The organism is Streptomyces sp. YIM S03343, from assembly GCF_054729195.1.
Genome location: NZ_JBPUKX010000001.1, coordinates 4,143,193 through 4,167,345 on the forward strand (window position 1 = coordinate 4,143,193; position 24,153 = coordinate 4,167,345).

General features: G+C 68.6%; 21 protein-coding genes and 1 pseudogene. 13 read left to right on the top strand and 9 right to left on the bottom strand.

Annotated features, from left to right (window positions below; translation table 11 throughout):
* The first annotated feature begins 4 nt into the window (after positions 1–4).
* A complete protein-coding gene (locus ACSYGN_RS17745; RefSeq protein WP_460396731.1) occupies positions 5–1,288 on the top strand; it encodes a restriction endonuclease subunit S in 1,284 nt (427 codons plus the stop codon).
* Positions 1,285–4,581, top strand: a complete 3,297-nt coding sequence (locus ACSYGN_RS17750) for a type I restriction endonuclease subunit R (RefSeq protein ID WP_460396733.1) — start codon at positions 1,285–1,287, stop codon at positions 4,579–4,581. The genes ACSYGN_RS17745 and ACSYGN_RS17750 overlap by 4 nt, the downstream gene beginning before the upstream one ends.
* Positions 4,582–4,612: 31 nt before the next feature.
* Here ACSYGN_RS17750 and ACSYGN_RS17755 read toward each other — a convergent pair whose 3' ends face one another.
* Positions 4,613–4,852 carry a hypothetical protein gene (locus ACSYGN_RS17755; protein WP_460396735.1) on the bottom strand — a complete coding sequence of 80 codons (240 nt, stop codon included), beginning with the start codon at positions 4,850–4,852 and terminating at the stop codon, positions 4,613–4,615.
* 117 nt (positions 4,853–4,969) lie between these two features.
* On the opposite strand from ACSYGN_RS17755, the gene ACSYGN_RS17760 reads away from it, so the two are divergent.
* From ACSYGN_RS17760 to ACSYGN_RS17775, 4 genes are read left to right on the top strand one after another with little or no spacing between them, the layout of a single operon-like run.
* Complete coding sequence (locus ACSYGN_RS17760) at positions 4,970–5,821, top strand: helix-turn-helix domain-containing protein (protein WP_460396737.1); 852 nt, start codon at positions 4,970–4,972, stop codon at positions 5,819–5,821.
* Positions 5,797–6,000: a DUF397 domain-containing protein gene (locus ACSYGN_RS17765; protein WP_460396739.1), complete on the top strand. Its 204-nt coding sequence runs from the start codon at positions 5,797–5,799 to the stop codon at positions 5,998–6,000. The genes ACSYGN_RS17760 and ACSYGN_RS17765 overlap by 25 nt, the downstream gene beginning before the upstream one ends.
* Before the next feature lie 24 nt (positions 6,001–6,024).
* Positions 6,025–7,392: an AAA family ATPase gene (locus ACSYGN_RS17770; protein ID WP_460396741.1), complete on the top strand. Its 1,368-nt coding sequence runs from the start codon at positions 6,025–6,027 to the stop codon at positions 7,390–7,392.
* Complete coding sequence (locus ACSYGN_RS17775; protein ID WP_460396743.1) at positions 7,389–8,111, top strand: HNH endonuclease family protein; 723 nt, start codon at positions 7,389–7,391, stop codon at positions 8,109–8,111. Before ACSYGN_RS17770 ends, ACSYGN_RS17775 begins: the two co-directional genes overlap by 4 nt.
* 38 nt (positions 8,112–8,149) lie before the next feature.
* Here ACSYGN_RS17775 and ACSYGN_RS17780 read toward each other — a convergent pair whose 3' ends face one another.
* Entirely contained in the window at positions 8,150–9,613 is a 1,464-nt protein-coding gene (locus ACSYGN_RS17780) for an aldehyde dehydrogenase family protein (protein ID WP_460396745.1), read from the bottom strand.
* Positions 9,614–9,798: 185 nt separating this feature from the next.
* Complete coding sequence (locus ACSYGN_RS17785; protein WP_460403537.1) at positions 9,799–10,623, bottom strand: helix-turn-helix domain-containing protein; 825 nt, start codon at positions 10,621–10,623, stop codon at positions 9,799–9,801.
* A 332-nt stretch (positions 10,624–10,955) separates the two neighbouring features.
* On the opposite strand from ACSYGN_RS17785, the gene ACSYGN_RS17790 reads away from it, so the two are divergent.
* On the top strand, positions 10,956–11,453 hold the full coding sequence (locus ACSYGN_RS17790; protein ID WP_460396747.1) for an ATP-binding protein: 498 nt from the start codon (positions 10,956–10,958) through the stop codon (positions 11,451–11,453).
* A 186-nt stretch (positions 11,454–11,639) separates the two neighbouring features.
* Here the strand turns inward: ACSYGN_RS17790 and ACSYGN_RS17795 are convergent, their stop codons facing one another.
* Complete coding sequence (locus ACSYGN_RS17795; protein WP_460396749.1) at positions 11,640–11,945, bottom strand: DUF397 domain-containing protein; 306 nt, start codon at positions 11,943–11,945, stop codon at positions 11,640–11,642.
* Between the two features lie 517 nt (positions 11,946–12,462).
* Between ACSYGN_RS17795 and ACSYGN_RS17800 the strand changes: the two genes are divergently transcribed.
* Both ACSYGN_RS17800 and ACSYGN_RS17805 read left to right on the top strand, forming a co-directional pair.
* Positions 12,463–12,984, top strand: coding sequence for a hypothetical protein (locus ACSYGN_RS17800; protein ID WP_460396751.1), 522 nt, complete (start codon positions 12,463–12,465; stop codon positions 12,982–12,984).
* Positions 12,985–13,150: 166 nt separating this feature from the next.
* Entirely contained in the window at positions 13,151–13,663 is a 513-nt protein-coding gene (locus ACSYGN_RS17805; protein ID WP_460396753.1) for a DUF4232 domain-containing protein, read from the top strand.
* Positions 13,664–13,893: 230 nt separating this feature from the next.
* Here ACSYGN_RS17805 and ACSYGN_RS17810 read toward each other — a convergent pair.
* Positions 13,894–14,091 (bottom strand): annotated as a pseudogene (locus ACSYGN_RS17810) (phosphotransferase-like protein); the annotation flags it as partial.
* Positions 14,092–14,207: 116 nt separating this feature from the next.
* Positions 14,208–15,359 (bottom strand): DUF2786 domain-containing protein, encoded by a 1,152-nt coding sequence (locus ACSYGN_RS17815; RefSeq protein WP_460396755.1) that lies wholly within the window; start codon positions 15,357–15,359, stop codon positions 14,208–14,210.
* 85 nt (positions 15,360–15,444) lie between these two features.
* Here ACSYGN_RS17815 and ACSYGN_RS17820 point away from each other — a divergent pair, with 85 nt between their 5' ends.
* Both ACSYGN_RS17820 and ACSYGN_RS17825 read left to right on the top strand, forming a co-directional pair.
* The gene (locus ACSYGN_RS17820) at positions 15,445–16,308 is read left to right on the top strand and encodes a Clp protease N-terminal domain-containing protein (RefSeq protein WP_460396757.1); all 864 of its coding nucleotides are present in this window, start codon (positions 15,445–15,447) and stop codon (positions 16,306–16,308) included.
* 104 nt (positions 16,309–16,412) lie between these two features.
* A complete protein-coding gene (locus tag ACSYGN_RS17825; protein ID WP_460396759.1) occupies positions 16,413–18,257 on the top strand; it encodes a bifunctional 3'-5' exonuclease/DNA polymerase in 1,845 nt (614 codons plus the stop codon).
* A 73-nt stretch (positions 18,258–18,330) separates the two neighbouring features.
* Here the strand turns inward: ACSYGN_RS17825 and ACSYGN_RS17830 are convergent, their stop codons facing one another.
* Both ACSYGN_RS17830 and ACSYGN_RS17835 read right to left on the bottom strand, forming a co-directional pair.
* Positions 18,331–19,224 (bottom strand): glycosyltransferase family 2 protein, encoded by an 894-nt coding sequence (locus ACSYGN_RS17830; RefSeq protein ID WP_460396761.1) that lies wholly within the window; start codon positions 19,222–19,224, stop codon positions 18,331–18,333.
* Between the two features lie 109 nt (positions 19,225–19,333).
* Positions 19,334–19,813, bottom strand: coding sequence for a DUF3052 domain-containing protein (locus ACSYGN_RS17835; RefSeq protein WP_460396763.1), 480 nt, complete (start codon positions 19,811–19,813; stop codon positions 19,334–19,336).
* A 488-nt stretch (positions 19,814–20,301) separates the two neighbouring features.
* On the opposite strand from ACSYGN_RS17835, the gene ACSYGN_RS17840 reads away from it, so the two are divergent.
* Positions 20,302–21,789 (top strand): polysaccharide pyruvyl transferase family protein, encoded by a 1,488-nt coding sequence (locus ACSYGN_RS17840; RefSeq protein WP_460396765.1) that lies wholly within the window; start codon positions 20,302–20,304, stop codon positions 21,787–21,789.
* A 36-nt stretch (positions 21,790–21,825) separates the two neighbouring features.
* Here ACSYGN_RS17840 and ACSYGN_RS17845 read toward each other — a convergent pair whose 3' ends face one another.
* Positions 21,826–22,575, bottom strand: a complete 750-nt coding sequence (locus ACSYGN_RS17845; protein WP_460396767.1) for a TetR/AcrR family transcriptional regulator — start codon at positions 22,573–22,575, stop codon at positions 21,826–21,828.
* A 94-nt stretch (positions 22,576–22,669) separates the two neighbouring features.
* Between ACSYGN_RS17845 and ACSYGN_RS17850 the strand changes: the two genes are divergently transcribed.
* Positions 22,670–24,121 carry a DHA2 family efflux MFS transporter permease subunit gene (locus ACSYGN_RS17850; protein ID WP_460396769.1) on the top strand — a complete coding sequence of 484 codons (1,452 nt, stop codon included), beginning with the start codon at positions 22,670–22,672 and terminating at the stop codon, positions 24,119–24,121.
* Positions 24,122–24,153: the final 32 nt, after the last annotated feature.

A 24,153-nucleotide genomic window follows, 5' to 3' on the forward strand; every position in this document is an offset into this window, starting at 1 on the left:
GCCGATGCCCCGCTTCGAGGAGCTCGCAGCGAACGAAAAGAGCGCTTTCTCCAAACCCTACGGCTCCGCCTTCACCAAGGATGACTACGTTCCAGACGGAGTACCGATGGTTCGCGGAGTCAACCTTGGTCGCGGAATCTTCCTTGACGACGACTTCGTTTTCATCACCGCCGAAAAGGCCGATGAAATGCCGGGCGCCGCCCTTCTCCCCGGGGACTTGGTGTTCACCCACCGAGGAACAATCGGCCAGGTTTCAATGATTCCCCGTTCGCCACGATTCCCTCGCTACACCCTTTCAACAAGCCAGGTCAAAGCCCGTCTCGACCCAAATCTGGCCAGTCCGGAATTTTACTATTACTGGTTCACATCATCGCTCGGCCAGCATGAAATCCTTAGTAATTCATCTACGGTCGGCGTTCCAGGAATCAGACAACCGGTAACCACGATCAAATCACTCAGAGTGCCGTATCCTCCTTTGAGGACCCAAAAAGCCATCGCAGAAGCGCTCGGTGCACTGGACGACAAGATCGCGGTCAACGAGCGTATCGCCAGCACAACAGCCGACCTCTGCCGCACCATGATGCAAGCTCTGTGGAGGTCTGGCCACGTCTCGTCGCTCATTGGTAATTCTGCGCTTCAAGAACAGAGTTGGCTCCGTACGACGCTTGGCGCACTGTGCATTCAAGGTGGCGGATCCATCCAGACAGGCCCATTTGGCAGTCAACTCCACGCCTCCGACTATGTCGAGCACGGCGTCCCAAGCGTAATGCCACAGAATATTGGCGATAACGTCATCAACGAGGATGGCATCGCTAGAGTGTCGGAAGCAGACATCCACCGCCTGTCGAAATATCGACTGGTATACGGCGACATCGTTTACTCACGGCGGGGCGACGTGAAACGACGAGCCCTCGTCAGAAGCCGCGAATCAGGTTGGCTTTGCGGAACAGGGTGTCTCCGAGTAAGAGCAGGCCACGCAATCGAGCCACTGTTCCTCAGCCACTACCTTGGCGAACCGGAAGTGCAGAGCTGGATCCACCAGCACGCTGTCGGAGCGACCATGCCAAATCTCAATACGGCCATCCTCGGAGCGGTCCCAATCGTGGTACCACCCGTTGAGGCTCGGGCGCGCATTAACGAAGAATTCTCAACGCTCGATGCCCGCGCGATGACGGCGATTAACGAAACCCGGGCACTCGTTGAAATCCGCGACGCCCTCCTCCCTCAACTGGTAACCGGAAAGCTCCGCATCAAGGACGCCGAACGCGCCGTAGAGGAGGCCATATGACCACCGACAGCGACCCGGCGACACCCACCCCCGGCAGAGACCCCGACTCCGACGACCTGGCCGCCGTATCGGAGATAGAGGCCAGCCACGCCGAAGCGCTCACCTTCTCCGAGCAGGACTGGGAGATCGAGGCTCTCGACAAGCTCGGGGAACACTGGCAGCCCGTCAGCGGTAAGGATCTCAGGGACGAGCGCGACCCGGAGCGCAAAGAGGACCTCGTCCTTTACCCCCGCCTGCGCCGGGCCATCGCCACCCACTACCCGCACCTCCCCGAGTCCGCCGTCGCCTCGGTCGTCAGCGAGCTGCTGAAGCAGTCCACCGGCTCCGACATCCGCGAGAACTGGGCCTTCTACCGGCGCCTCGCCGGTGGTGTGAAGGTCACCTACGAGGAAGCCCTCACCGGAGCGGAGAAACACGAGACGGTCTGGCCCATCAACTTCGACGACCCCCACGGCAACGACCTCGTTGCCGCCTCCCAGGTCCGCGTCAGAGGTGTGCGCGGCCGCCAGTTCGTCTTCGACATCGTCCTGTACGTCAACGGACTCCCCCTCGCCGTCATCGAGTTGAAGAAGGCCAGCGGTCCCGACGACGCCCGCAAGGCGTACGACCAGATCCAGAACTACCGGCGCGAACTGAAGCGCGACGGCGTGTTCCGCACGGTCCTTCTCGCGGTCGCCTCCGACGGCATAACGGCCCGCCTCGGCACCCCGTTCACGCCCTGGCAGCACATGGCGCCCTGGCACGCCGACCAGGACGGCGTCCTCCTCCGCAAGCACGAGCGCCGCGATGGGCGGGCCCTCGAGCGGATGATCCACGGCCCCCTCGACCCCGGCCGGTTCCTGGACCTCATCGCCTTCTACCTCTCCTACTCCGCCGAAGGCACCGGCGGCGAGGTCGACACCGTCAAGCTCGCCAAGGCCCACCAGTACTTCGCCGTAAAGGCCGCCGTCGCCGCCACCGAGGCCGCCGTCGCCACCGACGGCCGGGCCGGCGTCGTATGGCACACCCAGGGCGCCGGCAAGAGCGAGGAGATGGTCTTCTACACCGGCAAGGTGTCCCAGACCCCCGAGCTGTCCAACCCGACGATCGTCCTGCTCACCGACCGGATCGATCTCGACGGCCAGCTCTACAGCACGTTCGTGCGCAGCAACAGCCTCCACCGGCTCATCGGCGATCTCCCAGAGAAGGCCGCGAGGTCGGCCCTGCTCAAGGACCTGCTCACCCGGCGTTCGAACAGCGGCGGCGTCATCTTCACCACCCTCCAGAAGTTCCGCATCAGCAAGGAGGAGAGGGAGGCCGGCGCCCGGCACCCCGTCATTTCCGAGCGGCGGGACATCATCGTCGTAGTCGACGAGGCGCACCGCAGCCACTACGACTTCGAGGACGGCTTCGCCCGCCACCTGCGCGACGCCCTGCCCAACGCCACCTTCCTGGCCTTCACCGGCACCCCGATCGACAACACGACCGGCAGCACCGAGGGCGTCTTCGGGCCGATCATCCACACCTACGATCTGACCCAGGCCGTCGACGACGGTGCCACCGTGCCCGTCTTCTACGAACCGATCCTGCACAAGGTCCGGATCGCCGAGGACATCGATCTCGACGACCTCGACGCACAGGCCGAAGGGCTGGTCGAAGGGCTTTCCGAAGCCGAACAGACCCGCGCCCGGCGGCGGTTCGCCTCCTTCGAGGACCTCATCGGCGCCGACAAACGCATCGAGGAAGTCGCCGCCACCGTCCTCAGGCACTGGGACGTACGACGTGAAGAGATGACCAAGCTCTCCGGCAGGACCGGCAAGGGCATGATCGTGTGCTCCTCGCGTGCCATCGCCGCCCGGCTCTTCAAGGTGCTCGCCCGCCTCCGGCCCGAGTGGGTCGGTGAACGGGACGAGCAGACCGAGCTGTACCCGGACACCACCGGCAAGATCCGCGTGGTCTTCACCGGCAACGCCGGTCACGACACCGCGGAGGTCGCCGACTACGTCCGCACCCCCGATCAGATCAAGGCCATCCAGAAGCGTGTCGTCAACGAGGACGACGAACTGGAGTTGGTGATCGTGCAGTCCCTGTGGCTGACGGGATTCGACGCTCCGCCCCTCCACACCCTCTACCTAGACCGCCGAATGCGCGGCGCCGCCCTGATGCAGGCCATCGCCCGTGTGAACCGGACATGGGGTGAGAAGCCTTCCGGCCTTGTCGTGGACTTCCTCGGGGTCGCCCACCACATCACCGCGGCACTCGCCGAATACTCACCCGAGGACAGGGCGCAGCAGACCATCGGCGCTCCCCTCGACGAGGCACTGTCCTCCGTGCGGCGCATGCACCAGCGGATCGAAGACCTGCTTCGGCCCAGCAGGTGGCGCGAGGCACTGGAGACCGAGGGCTACACAGAAGCCCTGAGCAGGGTGCTGGAGCTCCTCGAAGAGGCCCAGCCCGAGCTGGAGCCGGGCAAGCCCACGCGCCAGCAGCTCTTCATGCACTACGCACGGCTCCTCTCCCGGTCGTTCTCGCTCTGCGCCACGCATCCCGAGATTCAGGACCTCGTGCCGGACATCCACTTCTTCGCGGCCGTGCGGACCTCCCGCGAGAAGATCGCCGCGGACGAACGGCAGGACGAGGGCCTGGCCACCGAAGCCGACGTGGCCCGCCTCATCGAACAGCTCAACGCCCAGGCTGTGTCCGCGGACGGCGTGGTGGACATCTATGACGCCGCCGGCCTGGCCAAGCCCGACATCTCGCACCTGGACGAGGGATTCATCCAGCAGGTCAAGGCCAGCGACCGGCCGAGCCTGGCCATCAGGGCGTTGCGCCGCGCGCTCAACGCACAGATCCGTCAGACCTTCTCCGGCAACGTGGCCCGTCAGAAGGCCTTCACCGAGAAGATGCAGGAGGCCATCAACAGCTACCACAACGGCCTTATGACGTCCGCCGAGACCATCGAGCTGCTCATCGAGGTCTCACGGGAGGTCGTCACCAACTACGCCCGGGCGCAGGACCTCGGGCTCACCAACGACGAATTGGCCTTCTACGACGCCATCGCCGCCAACCCGTCCGCGCTGGAGATGGGGCAGGGGGTCCTCTCCGAGATCGCCCACAAGCTGTGCGAGCTCGTCCGTAAGGACGTCACCGTCGACTGGCGCGTCAAGAACCAGGCCCGCGACCGTATCCGCGCCAAGGTGAAGTTCCTGCTCGGGCTTTACGGTTACCCGCCGGACGAGGAGCCGGAAGCCGTCAAGCGCGTGCTCAAGCAGACCGAGGTCAAGGCGGAGGAGTGGGCCGAGGAGTGGGCCTGAGCTCCCTCCGGCCCACTCCTTCCGCCCTGTGTCAGGCCCAGCGCGCCGGGACCGGGCGGCAGGCCGGGGGCTCACCCTCACCAAGCGCGTAGCACAGCTCGGCGTGCAGCTGTTCCGCCTCGGCCGGGCTGAGGCGGAAGACGGTGTCGGCCTTGTGCCTGCCGTCGTAGAGCAGCCAGAGCGGAAGCCGTACACCCTCGTCGGTCGTCGTCACCCGCTTGCCGGGGACACGATCGATGCGCCAGCCCTTGGCCGGATTCTCAGTACTCACTCGGATCCTCTCATCACGCGGAGTTGTTGATTCCTTCTCCAGCGTGACGGACGCGAACTACTGTGGGTAGTGGAAGGGCGTAGGCCCGCACGTCAGGACCACAGGGGGGCGCGAACGATGCCACCACGTAAGCCCAACACGACCCGAAGCAAAGGCTCGGCGCGACAAGTACTCGCCAAAGAGCTCGCACGACTGCGCGAGGTGTCCGGCAAGTCCCTGAGCGATCTCGCCGGCGAGACGACGTACGACCGCACGTATCTGCACAAGCTGGAGACTGGGGCGAAGCTCGGGTCGCCGGAGGTGATGGCCGCCCTGGACAAGACCTACGGAACGCAGGAACACCTCTCGGAGCTGTGGGAGTTGGCGAGAGATGATGTCTTCTGGGACAAGTCCAAGCGCTTCATGGAGTTGGAGAGGCGGGCCACCGTCTGGCAGCAGTACGCCACCGGTGCGATCCCGGGGCTGCTGCAAACCAAGGAGTACGCCCGGGAGATGCTGAGCCTCGTCTATGCGGAGGACGAGGACGTGCTGACGGCCCAGCTGACGGCCCGTATGGCACGCCAGAACCGGCTGTACGGAGAGGGACGACTGACCGTCCGGGCCATCCTGGACGAGGCTGTTCTCCGTCGCCCGCTCCGGGACGCCGCAGCCTGGCAACAGCAACTGCTCCATCTCCTTGAGATGGCCGAACTACGCAACGTCACGGTTCAGGTGTTGCCCTACCACGTTGGACTGCATCACCTGCTGGGCACATCGCTCACCGTGCTGTGGCTCCCTGACGGCACATCGGTGGCGTACAGCGAGACCAACGTGAGTGCCGAACTCTTCGAAGAACCACACGGCGTCGAACAGCTGAAGCTGTCCTACGATCTGCTTCGGGACTCCGCGCTGTCCCCGCCCGAGTCAAAGACGTTCATCAGGAACCTCATGGAGGCCAGCACGCCATGCGCATCCCCCGACCTGACCTGAGCACCACGTCATGGCGCACGTCCAGCTACAGCAACTCACAGGGCGGCGAATGCGTGGAGGTGGCCGACATCCGCCCCGCCCCGCTCGTCCCGATACGCGACAGCAAGCGCCCAGACGCCCCCGCCCTGATCATCACCCCCTCCGCCTGGACCGCCTTCATCACCCACCTCAAGGGCTGACGGCCCCAGTCCCGGGAAGGTCGCGTGTACGTATCCGAGATCAGCCTCTGGCAGGTCCGGGGCTTCGCAGAGAACCGTGTCGTCGAGGATCTCGCCCTGCCCGCGACGGACGGAGGCAGTTGGACCGTGATCGCCGGGCGCAACGGCTCCGGCAAATCCACCCTGCTACGGGCCCTTGCGCTCACCCTCGCCGGCCCTCAGGTCGCCCGTAGCCTCATGCAGGACTTCAGCACGTGGATCACCACAGGCTGGACAACGGCGACAACGCAGGCCGTCGTCCGCCGTGACCCCGCCGTGGACCGCCTCACCGGTAGCGGCCAGGCGCCCGGAGACGAGGAAGTCCTCGGACTGCTCTGGACCCGCTCCGAGGACGATCCTGGTCCGTACACCTACGGTTCTTCCTCGCAACCCAGGCTCACCCCGCAGCGCGAGGAATACAGCTGGGAGGGCGCCGCACGCGGCCCCTGGGCAGACAATCCCGAAGGCTGGTTCTGCGCCGCATACGGCCCCTTCCGTCGTCTCAGCGGCGGCGCGAGCACCGCCCTGCGGATGATGCTCGCCCCCGGCCCGATGGGCCGGATGGCTTCCCTCTTCCACGAGGACGCCTCCCTGGCCGAAGGAGTGAGCTGGCTCCAGGAACTGCGGCTGCGCGGCCTCGAAGGGCAGCAGGCCGCCTCGGACCTGCTGGAGGTCGTCAAGGCGCTGCTCTCCGACGGTCTCCTCCCCGACGGCTACCGCGCACAGAAGGTCACCGCCGACGGGCTGTGGATCGCCCCCGCCAGGCATCCCGAACGTGCCTATCCGCTCCGTGAGATGAGTGACGGGTTCCGTACCGTCGCCTCCTTGGTCCTGGACATCGCCCGGCAGTTGCAGCTCACCTACGGCACCCTCGACTTCGCCACGGACGACAAGGGGCGTCCCGTCGTCAGGATGCCCGGAGTGGTCATCATCGACGAGGTGGACGCGCACCTCCACGTCACCTGGCAACGGAGGATCGGGGACTGGCTGCGGACCCATTTCCCGCGGATCCAGTTCATCGTCACCAGCCACAGCCCGTACATCTGCCAGGCGGCCGACCCGGGCGGCCTGATCCGTCTGCCCGGCCCGGAGGAGGACCGGGCTCCCCAGGTCGTCGACGAGCCGCTCTACCACCGCATCGTCTACGGCAGCGGCGAGGACGCAGTGCTTTCGGAGCTGTTCGGCCTGGAGACGCCGTACTCCAGCCGTGCCGAGGAGCGCCGCGCACAGCTCGTACGACTGGAACAGAAGGTCTTCGACGATGAGGCCAGCGAGGCCGAATTACGCGAATACCGCGAGTTAAGCGATCTTCTCACCAGTTCCCTCTCGACCCGCATGGACGAAGTGGCGGCGAGGCTGAGAGGGCACGAATGATCCCATTACGCAGACCCGGCCCGACGCCGAGGCTTACCCGGCTGTGCGACAGCCGGACACTCAAGATCAAGGAACAGGGCGCTACCAGCGAGGCGGCCGCAGACCAGTGGGGCAAGGCGCGTGCCGCCAAGGAGGAGATCCGTTCCCTGCTCGAACCCATGACGCCAGGCGTCAAGCGGTGCATGTATTGCCTGGACAACCTCGCCACCGACATCGATCACTTCGAGCCCAAGGCGCTGGCGCCCCTGCGTACCTTCGACTGGTTCAACCACCTGCTCGCCTGCTCGTTCTGCAACAGCAACGCCAAACGGAAGCCCTTCCCGTGCGATGAGGTGACCGGTGACAGCCTGCTGATCGACCCGACCGCCGACGATCCTGCCGAACACCTCAAGCTGCTTCCGGCCTCGGGAGAGTACCGGGCACTCACGACCAAAGGGTGCCACTCAATCGAGGTGTTCGACCTCAACCGTGAGGACCTGCGGCTCGGCCGGGCGCGGATGTTCTGTCTGTGCAAGGACATGTTGCCGGTCTGGCACGCAAAGGTGCTCCGGGGTGACGGGGAAGGCGCGGCTGAGACGGTCTCGGTGCTTCGTCGGGAACCGTTCGGCGATGTGTTGCGGACGCTGCAGCGGCGGGCCCGTACGCCCGCCATGGCAGAGCTCACCTTCGGTCCGGAGCTGGGCGCGGCGCTCGTGGCATGGGGCCGAGCCAGCATCTGAGCTGGCTCGGCCCCACGGGATCAGAGCAGGAAGTTCGGCTAGAACGGGAAGCCGCTGCGGCCGTGCTGGACGGAGACCCACTTCAGGGTGGTGAAGGCCTCCAGGGTGGTCTCGCCGTTGAGGCGGCCCACGCCGGAGCTCTTCTCGCCGCCGAAGGGCACGAGGGGCTCGTCGTGGACGGTGCCGTCGTTGACGTGGAACATCCCGGTGTCGATCTGGCGGGCGAAGGCCACGCCGCGCTCGACGTCACCGGTGTGGACGGCGCCGCTCAGCCCGTACGGGGTGTCGTTGACGATGCGTACCGCCTCCTCCTCGCCGTCGAAGGGGATGAGGAAGGCGACCGGGCCGAAGACCTCCTGGTGGAGGAGGGCCGAGTCGGCGGGTACGCCGGTGAGGACCGACGGCTCGACCAGGTTCTCGGTGGTCGTGCCGTGCACCAGGGCGGTGGCGCCCTCGGCGATGGCCTGCTCGACGACACCCGAGAGGGCGTCGGCCTGCTGGGAGTTGATCACCGGACCGATGATCGTCTGCGGGTCGCGCGGGTCGCCGGCCTTGAGCGTCTTGACCTTGTTGACGAACTTCTCGGTGAACTCGTCGGCGATGGAGCGATCGACCAGGACACGGTTGGCGGCCATGCAGACCTGGCCCTGGTGGACGTAGCGGCTGAAGACGGCGGCGTCGACCGCGTAGTCGATGTCGGCGTCGTCGAGGACCACGATGGCGCTGTTGCCGCCGAGTTCGAGGACCGTGCGCTTGAAGTTCGAGGCGCAGACGGTGGCCACATGGCGGCCGACCTTGTCGGAGCCGGTGAAGGAGATGACCTTGGGAAGGGGGTGCTCCAGGAAGGAGTCACCGATCTCGGCGATGTCCGTGATGACAACGTTGAGCAGGCCGCCGGGCAGGCCCGCGTCCTCGAAGATCTTCGCGACCAGGGAGCCGCCGACGATCGGGGTGTTCTGGTGCGGCTTGAGGACCACGCCGTTGCCGAGCGCGAGGGCCGGGGCGACCGACTTGAGCGACAGCAGGAAGGGGAAGTTGAAGGGGCTGATCACTCCGACGACGCCGACGGGCTCGCGGTAGAGGCGGTTCTCCTTGCCGTCGACCGGCGACGGCAGGATCTTGCCCTCGGGACGCAGCGCGAGGTGGACCGACTCGCGCAGGAACTCCTTGGCGAGGTGCAGTTCGAACCCGGCCTTCAACCGGGTGCCGCCGAGCTCGGCGATGATCGCCTCGGTGATCTCCGCCTCGCGCTCCTCGACGAGGCGCAGAGCCCTCTCGAACACGGCGCGGCGGGCGTAGGGGTTGGTCGCGGCCCACTTCTTCTGGGCACGGGCGGCCGCCTGGTACGCCGAGTCGACCTCTTCGACGGTGGCTATGGTGATCGAGGCCAGCTTCTCGCCGTCGTACGGGTTGAAGTCGATGATGTCCCAGGAGCCGGTGCCCGGGCGCCATTCACCGTCGATGTACTGCTGAGCCAGGTCGGTGAAATAGGACGACGACATGTGATCCCTCAATCCCCTGCTGCAGGCGCGGTCGGCGCAGCCGCAACGGACAGCCGACCACCTCATACGATCATCTTCTGATCATTTATGTGGGCTGATCACACGTCATCGTACTTGCGCTGCACCACAGTTGACTGCTCACTTCCACAACCCCCAGCAACCCACAGGAAAATAGAGGGTTAGCCCTACGAGAGCTGGAGCAGCCCGCGCAGCAGGTCACGGCTCTCCAGCGGTCCGGGGCTGTCCTTCTGGAGCTCACCGAGGGCCTTCTCGTACTGGGTTACGTCCTCGCGCTTGTCCAGATAGAGGGCGCTGGTGAGCTGCTCCAGATAGACGACGTCCGACAGATCGGACTCCGGGAAGCTGAGGATCGTGAAGGCGCCGCTCTCCCCGGTGTGCCCGCCGAGGCTGAACGGCATGATCTGGAGCCGTACGTTGGGGCGTTCGGAGATGTCGATGAGGTGCTGGAGCTGGCCGCGCATCACCTCGCGGTCGCCGTAGGGACGGCGCAGGGCGGCCTCGTCGAGGACGATGTGGAACTCGGGAGCGTTCTCGGCCACGAGGTACTTCTGGCGCTCCAGGCGCAGCGCGACACGCCGTTCGATGTCGGCGTCGCTCGCGCCCTGCATCCCGCGCCGTACGACGGCCTGCGCATACGCCTCGGTCTGCAGCAGGCCGTGCACGAACTGCACCTCGTAGGCGCGGATCAGTGACGCGGCGCCCTCCAGACCCACGTAGGTGGGGAACCAGCTCGGCAGAACGTCCGAATAACTGTGCCACCATCCCGCCACGTTGGCCTCCCGGGCGAGGGAGAGCAGCGAGGTGCGCTCCAGGTCGTCCGTGATGCCGTAAAGCGTCAGGAGGTCTTCCACGTCCCTGGTCTTGAAGCTCACCCGGCCCAGCTCCATCCGGCTGATCTTCGATTCCGAGGCGCGGATCGAGTAGCCCGCCGCCTCGCGCGTGATCCCCCGGGCTTCCCGCAGTCTCCTGAGTTGCGAGCCGAGCAGCATGCGCCGCACCACCGATCCGGGCTCTCCCGCGCTCACGTTCGCCAGCCTCCCCAACGGTCTTCAGGGGCCGCAGTCTGCCACTAAAACACTTCGAGCTGTACTCGTCCGGTTACGGAAACGGAAACGGGCCACACGTTTTCCTCAGACCCAGGCGAGCAGGAGCAAGAAGCGCGAGGGAAGTTGGCGGAAAAAATGGCCAACAAGCGGTACGTCCGGGTCCAATTCGGTCACCTGCACGTGCATCTGCCCTTGCATCTGGTGTTCGCTTCGGAAACCATGGTCTCGCGCAACCGCTGCATCGCAACGACCGCGAATTCCCGGGAGTGCCTCGCATGGGGACGAATGGATCAACCATGCTCGAGCCGTTAAGGCAGGGCCTTCCGCCGCTGGATCCTGCGGCCGTGTCGAGTGCGGCATCGTGCGCCCTGCCCGCCCGCTACGAAGCGGTACGCGAGGCCCGGGCGTTCACGCGCAGCACCCTGGAACAGTGGCGTGTGGACGAGCGGTTCGACGACATCTGCCTGGTGGTTTCGGAACTCGTCACCAACGCCCTGCGCCACGCGCTGCCGTGCGGCTCGCCCCGGGTGCCCGAGCAGTCCCCCGCCGTACGGCTGCATCTGATGCAGTGGACGGAACGGCTGGTGTGCGCGGTGCGCGACCCCAGCCAGGAGAGCCCGGTGGCACGCGATTCGGACGACTTCGCGGCGGAGTCGGGACGCGGACTGTTCCTCGTCGACTCCTTCAGCGACGGCTGGGGCTGGCACCCGATGACCGGCACGCTCACCGGCAAGGTCGTCTGGGCGCTGTTCCGGCTGCCACCCGCCGAATAACGAACCGCGCCACTCTGGAGTGCCGCGGTTCTACGCGCGTTACGGTCCGACAGACGGCATTACGCGCCACTATGCATCGTTATGCACCGGTACGACTGATACTGGTATGCCCAGCGCCAGTACGTCCCGCACCGGCACGTGGCACGCCGCGACACGGCCGCGCGGATCGTTTCAGCAGACGACCGATCAGCTCACGATCAGATGGTCGAACTCGCCGTCCTTGATGCCGAGCAGCATCGCCTCGATCTCGGCGCGGGTGTAGACGAGCGCGGGGCCGTCAGGGAAGCGGGAGTTGCGCACGGCGACGTCCCCGCCGGGAAGGCGCGCGAACTCCACGCAGGAACCCTGCGAGTTGCTGTGCCGGCTCTTTTGCCAGGCCACCCCGCTCAGCTCCGTGGCGGTCATTCCGTTGTAATGGTGCAGGCCCGATACCCCGGGCACGCCGGACGCGTCGGCAACGTCGTACAACACGTCGTACACGTCGTGGTCCACAGGTCGCTCCCCGGTGGTGCATTGGCTGGTGAGGCCATGGATGCAGTAGTCAACTGACCCGGATCATAGCTCTGTTCACGTGCAGATGCGCGGGCATATGCACGTGCACGTGGAGTGGTTCTCCGGTTACAGCTTTGACGAGCGCTTTACCGAGGGCTTTACCGAGGACGGCGGCGATCGCCGCACGGGGGCTGTGACAGCCGCCGTACCGGAAACGGCCGACTCCCTCGAGCCGTTCCAGCGCGCCTGCCCCGAAGCCCGCAGGGCATGCCCCTGCCGGCCCTCCCCCGTTCGCCTTGCCGCCGTACCGTGCCGCCATCGGTCGCACCGGAACTCCCGGATCCGGCGGATCCGGACTCCTCGTGGCATAAGGAACAGACGCACGCCGCGGCGCCCTTGTTCCCGTGGCCCGGATATTGGTTCGAGAGCCGCTCAAAGGGACCCGCGGGGGTGCTGGTAGCTTGCCGCTGTCCCCGGCCGACCCAGCCGGCCGGCCAGCTACAGCTTGGGAGTCTCAGTGACCTCGGTGACCAGGAACCGTCCGGTGGTACGGCTCGCGGCCGTGGCGGCGGGAGTGACGGGCGTGCTCGCGCTGACGGCGTGCGGTGGCGGTGGCGGTGGGGACGACTCGTCGGCCACGCCGAGTACGGCGTCGTCCTCGACGGCGACGTCCTCCGGCAGCGGCGGCGGTACGGGCGGCTCCGGCGGCTCGACGTCGAAGGCGTCCGGTCTCCAGGGGAGTTGGCTCGCCACGACCGGCGGCAAGGCGGTGGCGCTGGTGGTCACCGGCACCAAGGCCGGGCTGTTCGCGACCGGCGGGACGGTGTGCAGCGGCACCGCGGGCGAGGAATCGGGTATGCAGATGATCCACCTCACCTGCACCGACGGCGACAAGAAGCGGGCGACCGGCATGGTCGACTCCCTCACCAAGAGCACGCTGGTGGTGACGTGGTCGGGCGCGCTCGGCAAGGAGACCTACACCAAGGCCGAGGGCGGCTCGCTCCCGACGGGGCTGCCGACGGCGAGCCTGGGGTCATGACAACAGGCCGGTGGCACGCGCCCCGTGACCTCCTGGCCGCCGGCCGGTGAACGATTCCGGCTCGATCGTGACCCGTCGGTGGGGGCCGGGCGACAGGCACCCCCGCCGAGGCGTGATGATGCCTGTGCACCGGTATACCGTCACGACCCGACCAGGGGATCCGTTCATGCGCGCCATCACGCTCACCGTCACCGCCCTCACCGCCGCCCTGCTGCTCACCGGCTGCGACAGCGGCGGAGGCAAGAGCAGCAGCGACTCCTCCGCCTGCTCGTTCGACCGGATCGGCCTCCAGGTAGGCCCCGCGAGCGCCGCACCGGCCGCCGGTGACACGGGCGAGGTCACCGTCTCCGTCACCAACCAGAGCGCGAAGTGCACCCTGGACGGCTTCGCGGGCGTCACGCTGACCACGGGCTCCGCCTCGGCCGCCGTCCCCTCGCTGAAGGGCGCGAAGACGCAGAAGCTGACCCTCGCCAAGGGGGCCTCGGCCACCTTCACGATCTCCTACGTACGCGGCGAGGCGGGCGCAGCCGGCAGCCTCGCTGCGAAGACGATGAAGATCGCCCTGCCGGGCAGCGGCGACACCCAGTCCTACCCCTGGACCTACGGCCCGGTCGCCGGAAAGAGCTCGGCCACCACCCCGAACGCCACGGTGAGCGCGTTCACCCAGGCCGGCGACTGAGCGCTCCGCTGGAAGTGCCGTGATGCGCCGTCTGTCGTCTATCGCCTGCGGCACCATCGTGGCTGGTCGCGCAGTTCCCCGCGCCCCTTCAGGGCGCTGCCGAGCCGCAGCAGACTTCGCCCGAGCTGCTCAGGCCCCTCCGCGCGGGGCACGAAGACGGCGGCGGGGACTGGCCGACGGCGGTGAGCGGGGTCGCCGACCCGGTTGCGCTTCCGCCAGTTGGGCTTCCGTCAGTTGGGCGTAATGGAGTCGGGCGCCGGGGGCTGCTTGCCGTCGGTCAGGTGATGCCGGCGCAGGCGGGTGAAAGGGGTGGGATCGGAGCGGTACGGGAGGAACTCCTTGATCCGCTGGGCGCATTCGCGTGGGCTCGCCGTGCTGGTGTCGCACTCCAGGTCGTAGTCGCCGTGACGGTGAACCAGGTCGTACTCCCTGAACTGGACGTGCCGTTGAGGAAGATGATCCGGCCGGGTGTCATATCCGCATGGTCACACGTGCTGCCCCGGCGCCGCGTTGAGGGCATCCTCAGCAGCCTGGGGAGCCCGCGTCACTCCAGCCCCGGCCGGGCCCTCACCTGGGCGCGGTCCGCTGCCGCGGTGCCCTCTGTCCAGCCCGCCGCGTCCGTGATGCCGCGCAGGCGGGTCGTGGTGGTCTGCGGGAACAGCTGGTCCAGGCGTTGCGCGACGGCCTTCTCGCGGCTCGCCAGGACAGGCAGCAGGTCAGCGGTGAGCGGGGTCTCCGTTGCCGCCGTTGCCGCCGTTGCCGCCGTCGCCGCCGCGGCGGTGAGACGGTCGCCGACTCGGTGAGCGTAGGCGGCCAGGAAGGACTGCCGGAAGGTCTTCGTCCGCTTCCTTCCACCCGCCCGCTGGGCCGCTTCCGCCTTGGTCATCGCCGTCGTGGCTTGCACGAGGAGGGAGGTGTAGAGCAGCTCCACCACCTCCAGGTCGGCCTCGAACCCGACCACCGCGGAGAAGCAGTACGCCTCGTGCCAGACGGCGCGGCAATGGTTCGCACCGGCCACCGCGTCCAGCAGCACCGCCTTGGACTGCTCGTACGGCGGCTCGACCCCGATCCGGCAGGCCCCGGGGGCGTCCTTGTCCGGGGCACGCGCATCCAGCAGCGCCTCGTCGATACTGTGCCGCGCCATCAGCTCCTGCGCCTTGGCGCTGAGGGCCTCCGCCTCCTCGGGGAAGCCGGTCGCCTCCGCCTTGGCGAGCAGGGCGCGGATCCGGGTGAGCAGCCGCGACGAGTCCGACCGCGGGTGCGGATGCCTCGGAGGCGGCTGGTCCAAGGGCTCCAGGGTGGGCAGCCGCAGCAGCAGGCGGTACAGCTCCAGGACCGCGGTCGCGTGCGAGAAACGGTCGGTGCGGGGCGGCGCGGGTACGTCGGCCAGCTCCGCGAGCTGCGCCGCCCAGCGGGGCCCGCGCGGGCCGTCGTCCGGCGCCTGCGCATGGATCAGCGCGGCCAGGAGGCGTACGTGGGTGTCGTCCAGGTCGCGTCGTACGAGCCGTACGACATCGGAGGGCTGCCAGCCGCGCCGCCAGGCGGCCGCCACGAACTCCCGCCCGCGCCGCTCGAGTCCGGCGTCCGCGCCGGTGTCGGCCGCGAGGAGCGAGGCACCCGTGTCGAGGCCGGAGTCGGTGTCGTCGTAGAGGGCGGCCCGGAAGGCGCGGTCCACGGTGCTGGGCGGCGTGCTCACCCGTCGATCCTGACATGGGGACACGGCGCATCGAGATGTCAACCCCGGGTTGACAGGGTATTGGGTGTCAACCTACGGTTGACACATGGCAGACAACCCCTCTCCCACCGCATCCATCCGCCTCGACGACCTGATCGCGGCGATCAAGAAGGTTCACCCCGAACCCCTCGACCAGCTCCAGGACGCGGTGATCGCCGCCGACCACCTGGGTGACGTGGCCGACCATCTGATCGGCCACTTCGTCGACCAGGCCCGCCGCTCGGGCGCGTCCTGGACGGACATCGGCAAGAGCATGGGCGTCACCCGGCAGGCGGCCCAGAAGCGCTTCGTCCCGAAGGAGTCCGAGCTCGGCGCCCAGGACTTCAGCCGCTTCACCCCGCGCGCCCGCCAGGCGGTCGCGACCGCGCACGACAGGGCGAGGACCGCGCACAGCACCGAGGGCCTGCCCGCGCACCTGGTGCTCGGCCTGCTCGCCGACCCCGACGGCCTCGCCGCGAAGGCGATCACCGCCCAGGGCGTCACGCTGAAGGAGGCCGGCGACGCCGCGACCGCCGCTCTGCCGCCCGCCGCCGAGAACCCGCCCGAGCTGGTGCCGTACGGCCCGGAGGCCAAGAAGGTCCTGGAGCTGACCTTCCGCGAGGCCCTCCGCCTCGGCCACAACTACGTCGGCACCGAGCACATCCTGCTCGCCCTGCTGGAGCACGAGAACGGCGAGGGCCTCCTCAGCGGTCTCGGCATCGGCAAGGAGCAGACCGAGCAGTACGTGGCGCAGGTGCTCGCCCTGATCGTCAAGCAGCGCGAGGAGGCGGCGGCGCCGGGCGAGGCCGCAGCGCCGGGCGAGGCCGCAGCGCCGGGCGAGGCCGCAGCGCCGGGCGAGGCCGCAGCGCCGGGCGAGGCCGAAGCGCCGGGCGAGGCCGAAGCGCCGGGCGAGGCCGAAGAAGGCGTCTGAAGCAGAAGACGCCTGACGCAGAAGGGCGCCTGAAACCGCAGCTCGGAGCGGTTGCCGCGACGGCTCACGGGGCCGTTGTCAGTGGTGGCTGCGAGACTTGCGCCATGACCGACCGGTGGGCTCTCGCACCGGCCGAGGACGGTGGCGCGGACCTCGCCCCCCTCGGCCCGGCCGGGCTGCCCGCCGGACCGGTGCGGCGGGAGCCGGACCTCGTCGCAGCCGTCCGTGACCGGCCGGAGGTGACGCGGTGGGTGTGGCGCTCCACCGCCGAGATCTATCCGCGCCTGCTCGACGCGGGGGTGCGCGTCGAGCGGTGCTACGACATCGAGGACGCCGAGACCCTGCTCCTCGGCCACGAGGGCCGGCACGGCAGACCGCATTCCGCGGCCGCCGCCCTGGCCAGACTGCGCGGCGGCGCCGTCCCGCCCGACCCGCCGCAGCGCGCCGCCGCACCCGGGGCGCAGTCACCGCTCTTCGAGCCGCAGGACGCCGCCCGCCTGCCGCTCGACGACCTTCTCGCGGTCTACGCCGACCAGTTGCGCCGTCATGACGCGACCGCGCACCCCGACCGGTTGCGGCTGCTCACCGCGGCCGAGTCGGCGGGGATGCTGGTGGCCGCCGAGATGAACCGCGCCGGGCTGCCGTGGAGCGCCGAGGTGCACCGCGAAGTGCTGCGCGACCTGCTCGGCGAGCGGTACGCGGGCGGCGGCGAGCCCAGACGCCTCGCCGAGCTGGCGGACGAGGTGTCCGCGGCCTTCGGGCGGCGGGTCAGACCCGATCTGCCCGCCGATGTGGTCAAGGCCTTCGCCCAGGCCGGGATCAAGGTGCGTTCCACCCGCCGCTGGGAGCTGGAGTCCGTCGACCACCCGGCGGTGAAGCCCCTGATCGAGTACAAGAAGCTGTACCGCGTCTGGGTCGCCCACGGCTGGACCTGGCTCCAGGACTGGGTGCGGGACGGCCGGTTCCGCCCTGGGTTCCTCGCGGGCGGCACGGTCACCGGACGCTGGGTCACCAACGGCGGGGGCGCGCTCCAGATACCCAAGGTCATCCGGCGTGCCGTGGTCGCCGACCCCGGCTGGCGGCTGGTGGTGGCCGACGCCGACCAGATGGAGCCGCGTGTCCTGGCGGCGATCTCGCGCGACCCCGGTCTGATGGAGGTGGCCGGGCGGGAGACGGACCTGTACCAGTCGGTGTCGGACCACGCCTTCTCCGGCGACCGGGCGCAGGCCAAGCTCGCCGTGCTCGGCGCGGTCTACGGCCAGACCTCCGGCGACGGCCTCAAGAACCTGGCCGCGCTCAGACGCCGTTTCCCCGCCGCGGTCGCCTACGTCGACGAGGCGGCCAGGGCCGGGGAGGAGGGGCGCCTGGTGCGCACCTGGCTGGGGCGGACCTGCCCACCGGCGGCGGGAACGGGGACGGGGACGGACGAGGACGCGGCGGAGGAGGCGGGCATCCCCCAAGGGCCCGACGGCGCCGTCGATTCGGACGGTCATGGTCCCGTCGGCTTCGACGGCACGTACAGCGCCGACGGCACCGGCCGCTCCGGCGGTTCCAGCGGTTCCGGCGGCTCCGGCGGCTCCGGCGGCTCCGGCGCCCGGGACGATCCGGCCGCGCGCCGCGCCGAACACGGCTGGCTGCCGGGCTACGCCTCCACCGACGCCCGGGCCCGCGGCCGTTTCGCCCGTAACTTCGTCGTCCAGGGCAGTGCCGCCGACTGGGCCCTGCTGCTGCTCGCCGCGCTGCGCAGAGCCTGCGCGCCGCTGGCGGCCGAGCTGGTCTTCTTCCAACACGACGAAGTGATCGTGCACTGTCCCGAGGAGGAGGCCGGGGCCGTCGTGGCGGCGATCCGGGAGGCGGCGGAGCTGGCGGGGCGGCTGACGTTCGGGGTGACTCCGGTGCGGTTCCCGTTCACGACGGCGGTGGTGGACTGCTATGCGGACGCCAAGTGAGCCGGCGTCACGTGGGCTGGCGTCACGTGGGCTGGCGTCACGTGGGCTGGCGTCAAGTAAGCGGTACGAGCCGTCAGATGACCGGCGGCCGTCCCAGCCGGGTGAGCCGCCAGACGGTGCGCCAGCGCATCGGGCGCCGTTCCCCGGCGGGCTGGCGCATGCCTTCCAGGAACCCGCCCCACCAGGCGCGTAGACCGGCGGCCGATCTGGTGCGTACGAGGGTGAGGAGGGCCCACACCCCGAGGTGCACCGGGATCAGCGGCAGCGGGAGGCGGCGCCGGACCAGCCAGACGCGGTTGCGGGCGGTGACGCGGTGGTAGATGGCGTGCCGGGCGGGCGAGGTGCGGGGGTGCCTCAGGAGCAGCTCGGGCGCGTAGAGGATCTTCCAGCCAGCGTCGGCCGCGCGCCAGGCCAGGTCGGTCTCCTCGTGCGCGAAGAAGAACTCGGCGGGCCAGTCGCCGGTCTGATCGAGCATCGCCATCCGCAGAGCGTGCCCGCCGCCGAGGAACCCGGTGACATAACCGCCGTGCAGCGGATCGGAGTTGCCGATCCGGGGGACGTGCCGCTGCTGGGTGTGCCCCTCCTCGTCGGCGATCCGGAAGCCGACGATGCCCAGGCGCGGATCGGCGGCGTACAGATCCCGTACCCGGCGCAGCACATCCGCGTCGACGAGCAGCCCGTCGTCGTCCAGGTCGACGACGACGTCGATTTCGCCGAACTCCCGCAGCCGCCGCAGCGCGACATTGCGTCCGCCGGGGCAGCCGAGGTTCTCCTCGACGTCGACGGTGGTGACCTCACCCGGCAGTTGCAGCCGCCCGGCGAAGTCCGGCAGCCGGCAGCCGTTGCCGACGACGACGATGCGCGCCGGGACGAGGTCCTGTTTGGCCACGGACTCCAGCAGCGCGTCCACCTCGGCGGGCCGGTTCCCCATGGTCACCACGGCCACCGCGATCCTCGGCTCCGCCAACGCCCCTCACCTCATCCGGCCGACGGGGCGTACGTCCGTACGCTGATCGCACGGCGCCCTTCGTTCACCAAGATGTTGCCTTGCGGGCGCCCTGGACACCGATATCGATTCACTTTGCGCCGTTTTTACGGCGGTTTTCCCTGCGGCGGACGAATTTCAGCCCCGACCAGTCCTCACCCAGCGCGGCAACCTTGACGTCGACGACACCGAGCGGGAGGAACAGCTCACGCAGGGCGTTCTCGGTGATATCGCTGACATGTCCGGCGGCCTTGCGCGGCCAGGCGATCCAGAGCATGGCGTCGTCGGCGAGGTCACGGACGAGGGCGGGGGCCTCGGCGGACAGGCGGGCGTGGGTGCCGTAGAAGGCGAGGGCGATGTCGGCGCCGCGCGGACCGCCGATGCCCGTCTCGCAGTCGTCGGGCAGCCCGGGGACGGCCCAGCCCTCGGGGGCGTGCAGCAACCGCACACGGTGCCCCGGTCTGACACCGAGCTTCCGGGCGAGCGGGGTACCGGAACCACCGGCCCCGGCCCTGGCTCCTGTCCCCGGTCCGGCTCCGGCCCCTGTCTTCGCGTCTCCTCTGTCTGCCATGAGAGATCACCTCACCACAAGATCACCACAAGATCACCGCAGTCAGCAGGACCGCCTCGCAGAGGTGTCGCGAGGCCGGCCGGGAGTGAGAATCGCCACCCATCGGGCCGACTCACACCACACGATCATCGGCGCCACCGACATCACGACCGCCGGAAGGCCCGACGCCGTCTCCCGCGACGTCCGCGGCACGTGCGGCACGTGCGGCACCCGAAAGCGGCAACACCGGGACCGGTAAGGGGAGTTTTGCCTCCACGCCAAGATCGAACCCGGTCGACCCCGATCGACAAGGACAAGAGACAACCTTCCGACGCCTCCCGCCCACCCCCAGCGGGACCCGATCAGCCCTCCCACCGGGCCCTTTGGCCCATCCTTCACCATTTCTTCACCTCGCTATAAGGTGCGCTCATCCGCGTCCTGCACCCGTTCGAGCGGGCTCGACGCATCCATCGGTAGCGGCTTTTGCCCAGGTTCACCCGAGGAAGCACGTGAAGCGCATACTCATCCGGTCCGGCAAGAGCCCTTTCCGTGTCGCCACTCCGACGGAGTTCATCCACCAGAACCTGATCGGCACCAACACGGGGAACCTGCTGTTCAGCGACTCGGCGCACAAGATGCTGCTAACGCCGTGCACGGAGGTCACCTCCAACGGCATCACCACCGACAAGTCGGCGGAGCGCGCCGCTCAGATCAATGAGGAGTACGACGTCTTCGTCGTCCCGCTCGCCAATGCCTTCCGCCCGCAGTTCCATGCCTCGCTGGACCGGCTCTCCACCCTCATCGAGCAGCTCACCATCCCTGTGGTGGTCTTCGGCGTCGGCGCCCAGGTCGGGGACGACTACGACACCGAGGTGCTGAAGCCGATGGAGGCCTCGGTCAGGCGCTTCGCGGCGGCGGTCCTGGAACGCTCGGCCAGCATCGGCGTCCGCGGTGAACTGACCGCCCGCTATCTGAACACGATGGGGTTCAAGGACACCGAGATCATCGGGTGTCCGTCGATGTTCCTGTACGGCGACGCCTTTCCCGCCATCCGCGACACCGCGCCGCTCACGGCCGGCTCCCGCATAGCGATCAACCTCTCGCCGGATGCGATCCCGGTCGGTGACATCGCGGGTATCGCCCGCCACGCCCAGGAGACCTACCCGCATCTCACGTACTACGCGCAGAACCTGGTCGACGCCGAGACCCTGCTGTGGAGCGACACGACGGCGGAAGCGGGCAGGAACGACCCCTTCCCGCTCGACCACTCGCACCCGCTGATGCGCGAGAACAAGGTCCGCATGCCCCTCGACCCGACCACATGGATCAAGGAACTGCGCACCTACGACTTCGCCTACGGCACCCGTATCCACGGCAACATCGCGGCGCTCCTGGCCGGCACGCCCGCGGTCGTCCTCACCCACGACTCCCGCACCCTGGAGCTGTGCCGCTACTTCGACATCCCGCACCGCCCGCTCACCGGCATGCCCGCGGACACGGACCCACGGGACCTGCTCGCATCAGCCGACTTCTCTGCCATGCTCAAGGGTCACGGCGAACGCTTCGAGCGCATGATGTCGTTCCTCGCCCACAACGACCTGGAGAACACGTACCAGCACGGTGACGGCGGCGCAGCCTTCGACGCCCGCGTCGCCGCCCTGGACCTGCCCGAGTCGATGCATGTATGGCACGGCGAGGACGACGGTCACCTGCCCTACCGCATCGGCCGCCTGCGCGAGCAGATCACCGGCGCCGACGCCGGACTCCGCACCCTCGCCCGGAAGAACCAGGACCTGACCAGGCGTCTGGCCAGCGTCGAGAAAAAGGCAGGCCAGGAACTCACCGCCGTACGCAAGGAACTCGACGCCCTCCGCAAGCAACTCGCGGCCACCGACCGCAAGGTCGGCGGCATAGACCGCCGCCTCCTGGTCCGCGTGGGCCCGGCCCTCCGCCGCCGCGCCCGCAAGATCGTCCCCCACCAGCACACGGACGGCTGAGCCGGGCTTCGTCGTAGCCGCCTCGGGCTCTCGGGTTCAGGACTCGCGCCGGGAACCCGGAAGCCCGTCGATCATCAGGCCGATGGTGAAGTCGAAGCGGTCGTGGACGGTTCCGGCGGTGAGCTCGGCGGCGTAGCGCTTGGTCTGGGGGAAGGTGTCGGGCAGGGCGGCGAAACGGCGCAGCAGTTCGTCGCGGCCCACGACCCAGCCGTCGTCACTGCGGCGGAGCCGGCTGTCGGCCAGCGAGATCTCCAGGCTGTACGCGTTGACGTAGAGCGTCAGTGAGTCGATCGCCCAGGCGGCGGCCTGCGGGTCGATGCCCCCGGCGAGGAGGACGGCGAGCATTCCCTCGCTGACGCGCAGCGTGTCCAGGCTGGACGGTGCGGCGGCGAACGACGCCTGGGAGATGCCCGGGTACCGCAGATACTGGTCGCGCAACTGGACGCAGATGTCGATGATCTGCTGCCGCCAGCGGGCGGGGTCCGGGTCGGGCAGCTCGATCTCGGCGCACAGCCTGCCGATGAGCAGCTCGTCCAGGTCCTCCTTGTTGACCACGTGGGCGTAGAGCGACGACGGTCCCGTCTCCAGCGCGGTGGCCACGCGCCGCATCGTCAGGGCCTCATAGCCCTCGCTCCGCACGATGCCGAACGCGGTGTCGATGATGGCGTCGACCGTGATCGGCTTCTTGCGGCCCCCGGACGGTCCGCGCCGGGCGGCGGGCGCGCCCGGTCCGGTACCGCCGCCTTGGTGCCGTGCCGCGCGCCGTTCCTGCGGAGTCGGTGACATGGGCGCAGCCTAGCCGATCGACGAACAGTGTTCCACACCACAAAGAACGTCGTTCGTGTTGCCAAGAACAGTGTTCGTAAGTAGAACGGTGTTCGTGTCCATTCATCAGCAGACATCTCAAGCACCCGCCGCCGACACGCCACCGCTGCCGCTGCGCACCGCATGGCTCGTCCTGGTCGTCGTGGTCCTGGCCGACATCATGGATCTGATCGACTCCAGCATCGCCAACCTCGCCGGCCCGTCCATCCGAGCCGACCTCGGCGGCTCCCAGGTGACCGTGCAGTGGGTGCTGAGCGCCTACACCGCGGCCTTCGCGCTCGGCCTCGTCACCTCAGGGCGGCTGGGCGACCTGCTCGGGCGCCGACGGCTGTTCCTGCTCGGCATGACCGGCTTCACCCTGACCTCACTGGCCTGCGGACTCGCCCCGAGCGTGGTCTTCCTGATCATCGCCCGCACGCTCCAGGGCCTGTGCGGATCGGTCATGATCCCGCAGGGCCTGGCCCTGGTGAAGGTCGTGTTCCCGCCCCCGTACCTGCGCAAGGCACTGACCCCGGTCGGCCCGCTGATGGGTCTGACCATGGTGGGCGGGCCCATCCTCGCCGGCTGGCTGCTCCACCTGGATCTGTTCGGCAGCCAGTGGCGCGCCATCTTCCTGATCAACGTCCCGTTCGGCATCGTCGCCGCCGTACTCGCCCGGCGTGTCCTGCCCCGCCGAGGCGGGGAGGACCCGACCGCCCGCCTCGACCTCACCGGCGTCGGCCTGCTCACCGCGGCCTCGGCCCTGCTCATCGTCCCCCTCATCCAGGGACGCGAACTCGGCTGGCCCGCCTGGACCTACGTCATGATGGCCGCGGCGGTCGTCCTGCTCGCCCTGTTCGTGGTCTCCGAACGGCACAGCAGGCACCCGGTCATCGCACCGACGCTGCTGCGCAAACGCAGTTTCGTCGTCGGCCTGATGATCGTCGCCGGGTTCTACGCCTCACTGAGCGCGTTCGTCCTCGTCATCAACCTGCTGCTCCAGCTGGGCATGGGCTGGACGCCACTGCACACCGGCCTCACGCTGATCCCCTGGGCCCTCGGCACCGCCGTCGCCGTCCTGCTCGCGGGCGCCGTACTCGCCGAGAGGCTGGGGCGCGCCAGCCTGCATCTGGGGCTGTCCGTCGCCGTCGTCGGCCTGCTCGCCCTATGGTGGTCCGTCGCCCACTGGGGCACCGAGATCACCGTGTCGAAGCTGGCGCCCGCGCTGCTGGTCACCGGCTTCGGCTCCGGGCTGGTGTTCGTCCCGCTGGTCGACTTCATCCTCGGCGACGCCACCGCGGAGGAGGTCGGCACCGGCGCGGGCATGCTCAACGCCGTCCAGCAGTTCGCCGGTGCCATCGGGGTCGCCGCCCTGGGCACGGTGTTCTTCACCCGGGTCGGCCACCCGTCCACCCACTCCTACCTCGCCGCCGCGGAACTGGTCTTCGCCGTCGTCGCGGCCCTGGATTTCCTGACCCTGCTCCTCGTCGGCCTCCTGCCGAGGCATGCCCAGCAGACACACGGTTGAGCCCGCACTCGGCATTCGGCAGTCGGCATTCG

What these genes read in the sequence shown, in the direction of transcription:
- ACSYGN_RS17745 (WP_460396731.1), top strand. Translation starts at nt 5, where the DNA reads ATGCCCCGCTTCGAGGAGCTCGCAGCGAACGAAAAGAGCGCTTTCTCC.
- ACSYGN_RS17750 (WP_460396733.1), top strand. Translation starts at nt 1,285, where the DNA reads ATGACCACCGACAGCGACCCGGCGACACCCACCCCCGGCAGAGACCCC.
- ACSYGN_RS17760 (WP_460396737.1), top strand. Translation starts at nt 4,970, where the DNA reads ATGCCACCACGTAAGCCCAACACGACCCGAAGCAAAGGCTCGGCGCGA.
- ACSYGN_RS17765 (WP_460396739.1), top strand. Translation starts at nt 5,797, where the DNA reads ATGCGCATCCCCCGACCTGACCTGAGCACCACGTCATGGCGCACGTCC.
- ACSYGN_RS17775 (WP_460396743.1), top strand. Translation starts at nt 7,389, where the DNA reads ATGATCCCATTACGCAGACCCGGCCCGACGCCGAGGCTTACCCGGCTG.
- ACSYGN_RS17780 (WP_460396745.1), bottom strand. Translation starts at nt 9,613, where the DNA reads ATGTCGTCGTCCTATTTCACCGACCTGGCTCAGCAGTACATCGACGGT.
- ACSYGN_RS17785 (WP_460403537.1), bottom strand. Translation starts at nt 10,623, where the DNA reads ATGCTGCTCGGCTCGCAACTCAGGAGACTGCGGGAAGCCCGGGGGATC.
- ACSYGN_RS17790 (WP_460396747.1), top strand. Translation starts at nt 10,956, where the DNA reads ATGGGGACGAATGGATCAACCATGCTCGAGCCGTTAAGGCAGGGCCTT.
- ACSYGN_RS17805 (WP_460396753.1), top strand. Translation starts at nt 13,151, where the DNA reads ATGCGCGCCATCACGCTCACCGTCACCGCCCTCACCGCCGCCCTGCTG.
- ACSYGN_RS17820 (WP_460396757.1), top strand. Translation starts at nt 15,445, where the DNA reads ATGGCAGACAACCCCTCTCCCACCGCATCCATCCGCCTCGACGACCTG.
- ACSYGN_RS17825 (WP_460396759.1), top strand. Translation starts at nt 16,413, where the DNA reads ATGACCGACCGGTGGGCTCTCGCACCGGCCGAGGACGGTGGCGCGGAC.
- ACSYGN_RS17835 (WP_460396763.1), bottom strand. Translation starts at nt 19,813, where the DNA reads ATGGCAGACAGAGGAGACGCGAAGACAGGGGCCGGAGCCGGACCGGGG.
- ACSYGN_RS17845 (WP_460396767.1), bottom strand. Translation starts at nt 22,575, where the DNA reads ATGTCACCGACTCCGCAGGAACGGCGCGCGGCACGGCACCAAGGCGGC.